The sequence below is a fragment of the Dyadobacter sp. genome (genome assembly GCF_051859145.1).
GTDB lineage: Bacteria > Bacteroidota > Bacteroidia > Cytophagales > Spirosomataceae > Dyadobacter.
Window position 1 is genome coordinate 1 of sequence record NZ_JBHYGF010000353.1, and the last position, 4,396, is coordinate 4,396.

General features: G+C 42.3%; 5 protein-coding genes. All 5 read left to right on the forward strand.

The genetic code is table 11. The annotated features are described in order from the left end of the window. Window positions 1-231: 231 nt before the first annotated feature. Window positions 232-1,068, forward strand: a complete 837-nt coding sequence (gene tsf, locus ACTIE6_RS18675; RefSeq protein WP_439558085.1) for a translation elongation factor Ts — start codon at window positions 232-234, stop codon at window positions 1,066-1,068. Between the two features lie 135 nt (window positions 1,069-1,203). Next, window positions 1,204-1,791 carry an RNA polymerase sigma factor gene (locus ACTIE6_RS18680; protein ID WP_439558086.1) on the forward strand — a complete coding sequence of 196 codons (588 nt, stop codon included), beginning with the start codon at window positions 1,204-1,206 and terminating at the stop codon, window positions 1,789-1,791. A gap of 96 nt (window positions 1,792-1,887) precedes the next feature. Next, window positions 1,888-2,820: a DUF3078 domain-containing protein gene (locus ACTIE6_RS18685; protein WP_439558087.1), complete on the forward strand. Its 933-nt coding sequence runs from the start codon at window positions 1,888-1,890 to the stop codon at window positions 2,818-2,820. 24 nt (window positions 2,821-2,844) lie between these two features. Next, on the forward strand, window positions 2,845-3,177 hold the full coding sequence (gene mscL / locus ACTIE6_RS18690; protein ID WP_439558088.1) for a large-conductance mechanosensitive channel protein MscL: 333 nt from the start codon (window positions 2,845-2,847) through the stop codon (window positions 3,175-3,177). Between the two features lie 141 nt (window positions 3,178-3,318). Continuing rightward, a partial coding sequence (gene murD / locus ACTIE6_RS18695) for a UDP-N-acetylmuramoyl-L-alanine--D-glutamate ligase (protein WP_439558089.1) occupies window positions 3,319-4,396 on the forward strand: 1,078 nt, incomplete at its 3' end.

Below are 4,396 nucleotides of genomic sequence, written 5' to 3' on the forward strand. Positions count from 1 at the left end.
GAGGAAGCCAAACGTCAGGTTGACAAAGGCAACGAAGAAGCTGCTCCTGCTGCACCACGTGCAGAAGTTGCAGAAGAGGCAGCAGCTGATGGTGGAGAAGAATAATAATAGGGCGATATGGCTTGGGTGTTGAATCCTCGTTTATATCTGATTAGATAAAAATAGCCCATAGCCATTTTGCTATGGGCTATCATTTTTTAAACGAGTTAATAATTCATATTAAATAAAATCATGGCAATTACCGCACAAGATGTAAACAAACTCCGCCAAATGACCGGGGCGGGCATGATGGATTGTAAAAAAGCACTTCAGGAAGCTGATGGTGATTTTGACAAAGCCGTTGACATTCTTCGTAAACAAGGACAGAAAGTTGCTGCAAAACGCGCTGATAATACAGTTTCAGAAGGTGCAGTACTGGTGAAAATCAGCGAAGATGGTACCAATGGTAAATTGGTGGCGCTTGCGTGCGAAACTGAGCCGGTATCAAATGTTGAAGACTTCAAAAACCTTGCTCAGAGCATTCTGGACAAAGCTGTTGCCGACAACATCTCAGACAAAGAAGCTTTGCTTTCAGCTACTTTGGCTGATGGCCGCCCGGTAAGCGAGCATATCGTTGACCTTGTTGGTAAATTAGGAGAGAAACTGGAAATCACTGCTTACGAAAATGTAACTGCTGACCAGGTTGTTCCTTACATTCACTCCAATGGCAAATTGGGAGTATTGGTTGCATTCAATGGTGTGAATGGAACTGACGTGACTGAGCTTGGTAAAGACGTTGCTATGCAGATTGCCGCTATGAAGCCGATCGCTTTGGACAAAGACGAAGTTGACGCTGCTACTATCGAGCGCGAAATTGAAGTTGGCAAAGAGCAGGCACGTGCAGAAGGCAAGCCAGAAGCAATGCTGGAAAAAATTGCACAAGGCAAGTTGCAGAAATTCTATAAAGACAACACATTGCTGAATCAGGAATTCGTGAAAGATTCTTCTTTGACAATTCGCCAGCTTTTGGAAAAAACAGCCAAAGGATTGTCTGTTACATCTTTCAAGCGTGTATCGATTGGAGGATAAGGATTTTTCGAAATAAAATAATGTTGACAACGCCTGGTATCTATTTGTATACCAGGCGTTGTTTTTTAATATTTACGAAAAATTAATATACCCTCTTAGTTTTTTACACACGCTATCAGCGAATTGCGAACCAGGATGATTGAACTTTTATTTGAAGATTATGCGCAGCATAATGTATCGGACGAAGAGCTAGTCAAGCTTTTTTTGGATTCACAAGATAACCGCTACTTTCAAAAACTTTACGAGCGCTACGCTTTTAAAGTCTATCAGAAATGCCTTTCCTTCACCAAAGACACTTCCCGCTCGGAAGATCTCACCCAGGATATATTTCTTAAGTTGCTCTTCAAAATGAGCTCTTTTAAGAAAGACGCCAAATTTGCCACCTGGCTTTTTTCAATTACTTATAATCACTGCATGGATACAATGCGGTCAGGCAGACGAAAGATCGTGACCATCTATGTAGAAAATGCTGATCAGGAAGATGATTCCGATATTCAGCGGATATTTGAAGTGGAAGAGGTCAATACAATCAGCCTGAAAGCAGCACTTACGCATTTAGACCTGGAAGAGAAGTCGCTGCTGTACCTTAAGTATCTTGATGATCGCACAATCCGAGAAATTGCCCATATTTTTAAAATGACGGAGAGCGCCGTTAAAATGCGTTTAATGAGGTCCCGTGAGAAACTTAGAAAGAAGTATCTGGAGACAGTTCTGTTTCATTGATTTGGCATAGTTTCAAAAAATTCCTTTACTTTATCCGACTTACTGTCGGCTCACTGCCCTTTTACTCAATTACCTCACTCACTAAATCTTTTGATAATGAGCAGCAAACTGCGTGGTTCACACTATGTTGTCTCCCTGTTTTTTCTTTTTATCTCAATACCGTCATTTTCTCAGAATAATGTCGATTTATCAAATCCAATCAATGCAGGTCGGCTGAAACTACCTGGCGACACCATATGGAAAAAAATAGAATTTGGCGCCAATCTTAACCAGGGATCATTCAGTGGGAACTGGACGGGCGGGGGAGTTAATTCGGTTGCACTCGGGCTCTTCTTTAATGCATTGAATGAAAAGAAGAAGGGTAAAAATGCCTGGCGAAATGATTTTCAGTCTCAGTACGGTATCGTAAGAAACAAAGGCCAGCAAAGCAGAAAGAACGTCGACAGGGTATTTTTTGACACCAAATACAATCGCGAACTTACCTCGGCATGGAGCCTTTTTGCAAATGTGAACTTCCTGTCGCAGTTCGGTGCTGGCTATACTTATGACGACAAGCCGGATTCAGCAAGCATTAAAAGGAAGGTTTCCGGCATTCTTTCCCCTGCATACCTCACGGAGGCAATTGGTATCGAATACCGGCCGGTACCTTATTTCTTTGTTGATTTCGCGCCGGGCGCACTGCGTCAGACGATTGTTATAGACACGGCTTTGTACGTAAACACGCCGGACCAGAATAATTATGGCGTACCTATAGGCAGGCGCGTGAGAACAGAGGCCGCGCTGATCCAGGTAGTTGCTAATTTTGATAAGGATATTGCCAAAGATATAAACCTGAAGTTCAGGTACCTGATGTATTCCAGCTTCAAGCATCCATTGAATATAGATAACCGTTTGGACGCGCAGCTTACAGCTAAGATTAATAAGTTTGTCAATGTAAATCTGGGTGCGATCGTAGTTTACGATGCGGACCAAAGCAGTAAAATTCAGTTTGCGCAGGCACTTAGTATCGGATTTTTGTATCAGTTTTAAATCACCAACTAACCTCAACTTGTTATGCTTCAGGAATTCAAGATTTTTATTGCCAAAGGCAATGTGCTGGATTTGGCTGTCGGCGTTGTTATCGGCGCCGCTTTTGGAAAGATTACAACATCTTTGGTAGAGGATATTATTAATCCAATTCTCGGATTGATCATTGGCGGCGTAGATTTTACGCAATTGAAAATCGTGTTGAAGGAAGCTGTGGGAGACACGCCCGAGGTGGCAGTCAAGTACGGCAACTTCATTCAGGTACTAATTCAGTTTATTATCATTGCCTGGGTCATCTTCCTGATCGTTAAGCTAGCCAACCGTTTAAGGCTTTCTGAATCGCTGAAAAAAGAGGTGTAAACACTAAATAATTGTTGCAAAGAGGCATATCTGATATGCCTCTTTTTTATTCGTCTTAATTGCGGAAAGAGTAAAAAAAGTTTTCTGTAAAAGATTTACCTTCGTGATCAAGGCGATTTTAAATATTTAATTCTAATTCCTGTGCAAGAAAAAGTAGTCATTTTGGGAGGCGGGGAAAGTGGCGTTGGAGCAGCTATTCTCGCGAAGTCCAAAGGTTTTGATGTTTTTTTGTCAGATAAAGGGAAGCTCCAGGACAAGTATTCGCAGGTTCTTTTACAGGAGGACATTGCATTTGAACACGAAAAGCACACCTCAGAAAATATCCTTGATGCGCAGCTGGTGATAAAAAGTCCGGGTATACCAGATACAGCGCCATTGATCGTAGCGTTGCGCGAAAAAGGGATTCCGGTGATCTCCGAAATTGAATTTGCCTCGCGTTATACCCGTGCCAAACTGATCGCAATTACAGGGAGCAATGGGAAAACAACTACAACTTTATTAACCTACCATTTATTAAAGAACGCCGGCTTGCATGTGGGGCTCGCCGGGAATATTGGCGATAGTTTTGCATGGCAGGTTGCCACGAAGGATTTTGACTATTATGTTCTGGAAATAAGCAGTTTTCAGCTGGATAATATTGTGAGTTTCCATCCCGCTATTTCCATATTATTGAATATAACTCCTGATCATCTGGACCGTTACGGGTACGATTTCCAAAACTATATTGATTCGAAATTCAATATTATCCGTAACCAAAATGAAGACGATTTCTTTATCTATTTTGAAGACAGTGAGGTAATTAAAACGGAGCTGAGCAAGAGAAATCCGCCGGTAAGAAAAGTAGGGTTTTCATTGACTCAGCCAGTAAGTCCGGGTTCCTGGCTGCGTGATCACGTCATTGTTTCTCAGGTAAATGATAACGTGTACGAAACAGATTTCAGCCAGTTACCTCTGAAAGGCCCGCACAACGCCGTTAACTCAATGGCCGCGCTCGCAGTAGCGCAGCTGTTGCACATTGATCCTGTAAAAATCACAGAGGGGCTTAAATCTTTTAAAAACGCTCCGCACAGGCTGGAAGTAGTGGAAGAGATTGACGGGGTAACCTACGTTAACGATTCCAAGGCTACCAATGTTGACTCTGTTTTTTATGCATTGGGCAGTTATAACCAGCCTGTAATCCTGATTGCGGGAGGTGTTGATAAAGGAAATGATTACAGTC

What these genes read in the sequence shown, in the direction of transcription:
- ACTIE6_RS18685 (WP_439558087.1), top strand. Translation starts at nt 1,888, where the DNA reads ATGAGCAGCAAACTGCGTGGTTCACACTATGTTGTCTCCCTGTTTTTT.
- tsf (WP_439558085.1), top strand. Translation starts at nt 232, where the DNA reads ATGGCAATTACCGCACAAGATGTAAACAAACTCCGCCAAATGACCGGG.
- mscL (WP_439558088.1), top strand. Translation starts at nt 2,845, where the DNA reads ATGCTTCAGGAATTCAAGATTTTTATTGCCAAAGGCAATGTGCTGGAT.
- ACTIE6_RS18680 (WP_439558086.1), top strand. Translation starts at nt 1,204, where the DNA reads ATGATTGAACTTTTATTTGAAGATTATGCGCAGCATAATGTATCGGAC.